The 1,475-nt window shown below is 63.7% G+C and carries 2 protein-coding genes; both read left to right on the top strand.

Annotation, left to right across the window (positions count from 1 at the left end):
* Window positions 1-32: 32 nt before the first annotated feature.
* Window positions 33-908, top strand: coding sequence for a VOC family protein (locus EOD07_RS34130; protein ID WP_127238326.1), 876 nt, complete (start codon window positions 33-35; stop codon window positions 906-908).
* On the top strand, window positions 905-1,475 hold a 571-nt coding region (gene kdsA / locus EOD07_RS34125; RefSeq protein ID WP_127238325.1), incomplete at its 3' end, for a 3-deoxy-8-phosphooctulonate synthase. The genes EOD07_RS34130 and kdsA, both read left to right, overlap by 4 nt.

Genomic DNA, 1,475 nt, shown 5'->3' with positions numbered 1-1,475 from the left:
CCGCCGGCCGGAATGGGGCACATCCCGCCGGCATGGTCAAAACCGCTGCTCATCCGCTCGATCACCTCGTGCTGCCGACACGGAGCCTCGATGCCGTGCGGTCGCGTCTGGTCTCGCTCGGCTTTGTCGTCGCGCCCACGGGCATCCACCCGTTCGGCACCGAGAATGCCTGCGTCTTTTTCGCCGACGGCACCTATCTGGAGCCGCTGGCGGTCGGAAATGAACAGACGGCAGACCTCGCCATAAGCGAAGGCAACGTCTTCGTCGCGCGGGACCGCCTCTACCGTCAAACCCTTGGCGAGGAAGGTTTTTCCGCGGTCGTCTTCGGAACGGCCAATGCCGATGCCGATCAGGCGCGCTATGTCGAGGCCGGTCTTTCGGCCGGCGAGATGCTGAGCTTCTCGCGCGCCTTTACCGACGCGAGCGGCAAAAGCGACATGGCTTCCTTCAAGCTGGCATTCGTATCCGATAAGGAGGCCGACGAGGCCTTCCTCTTCGCCTGCCAGCGCATCAACGCGCCCAAGATCGATCGGACGGCCCTGCAGGCGCACGCCAATGGCGTGACGGGTATTCTTGAAATTATCGCCGTCAGTGACAGGCCCGCTGCGCAGATTGGGTTGATCGCGACCGCTGCCCAAGCTGATGCGAGCGATGGCCGCGCGGTGCGGCTACCGAATGCAGTCCTCAGCGTTTTCTCGTCTGAAGATTATGGCTCGCGCTTCGGCCTGACGGTCGCACCATCGCCGAACCTGCGCTTCACGGCCATCGTTTTCTCGGTTCGCGATGGGGCCGCCACCCGGCGCCTGCTTGCGAACAACGCGGTCCAACACAACATGAGCGGCAACGATATCGTCGTTGCGCCGGCGCCCGGCCAAGGCGCCGCCTTCATCTTCCGGGAGATCCCATGAGCAAGCCGCAAGCGTCCAATTCGATGGCGCCCAATTCATCCGTGACCGTCGGCAAGGTGGTCTTCGCCAACAATGCGCCGCTGTCGCTGATTGCCGGCCCGTGCCAGCTTGAATCGCGCCAGCACGCTTTCGATATGGCCGGCGCGCTGAAGGAACTGACGGACCGGCTGGGCATCGGCCTCGTCTACAAGACCAGCTACGACAAGGCCAACCGCACCTCGCTATCGGCGACGCGCGGCGCGGGGCTCGACGCGGCGATGCCGATCTTCGACGATCTGCGCAAGGAGTTTGGGCTCCCGGTGCTGACCGACGTCCATACCGAGGAACAATGCGCTGTTGTCGCGCCGCATGTCGATGTTCTGCAGATCCCGGCCTTTCTGTCGCGCCAGACCGATATGCTGGTCGCCGCGGCCAAAACCGGCAAGGTCATCAATGTGAAGAAGGGCCAGTTCCTCGCGCCCTGGGACATGAAGAACGTCGTCGCCAAGATCACCGGTTCCGGCAATCCGAACGTTCTGACCACCGAGCGCGGCGTCTCCTTCGGCTACAACACGCTGGTGTCGGACA

The sequence above is a fragment of the Mesorhizobium sp. M2C.T.Ca.TU.002.02.1.1 genome, from assembly GCF_003997225.1.
The sequence above is the reverse complement of the archived record's forward strand: the minus strand, read 5'-3'. Positions and strand labels throughout refer to the sequence as shown.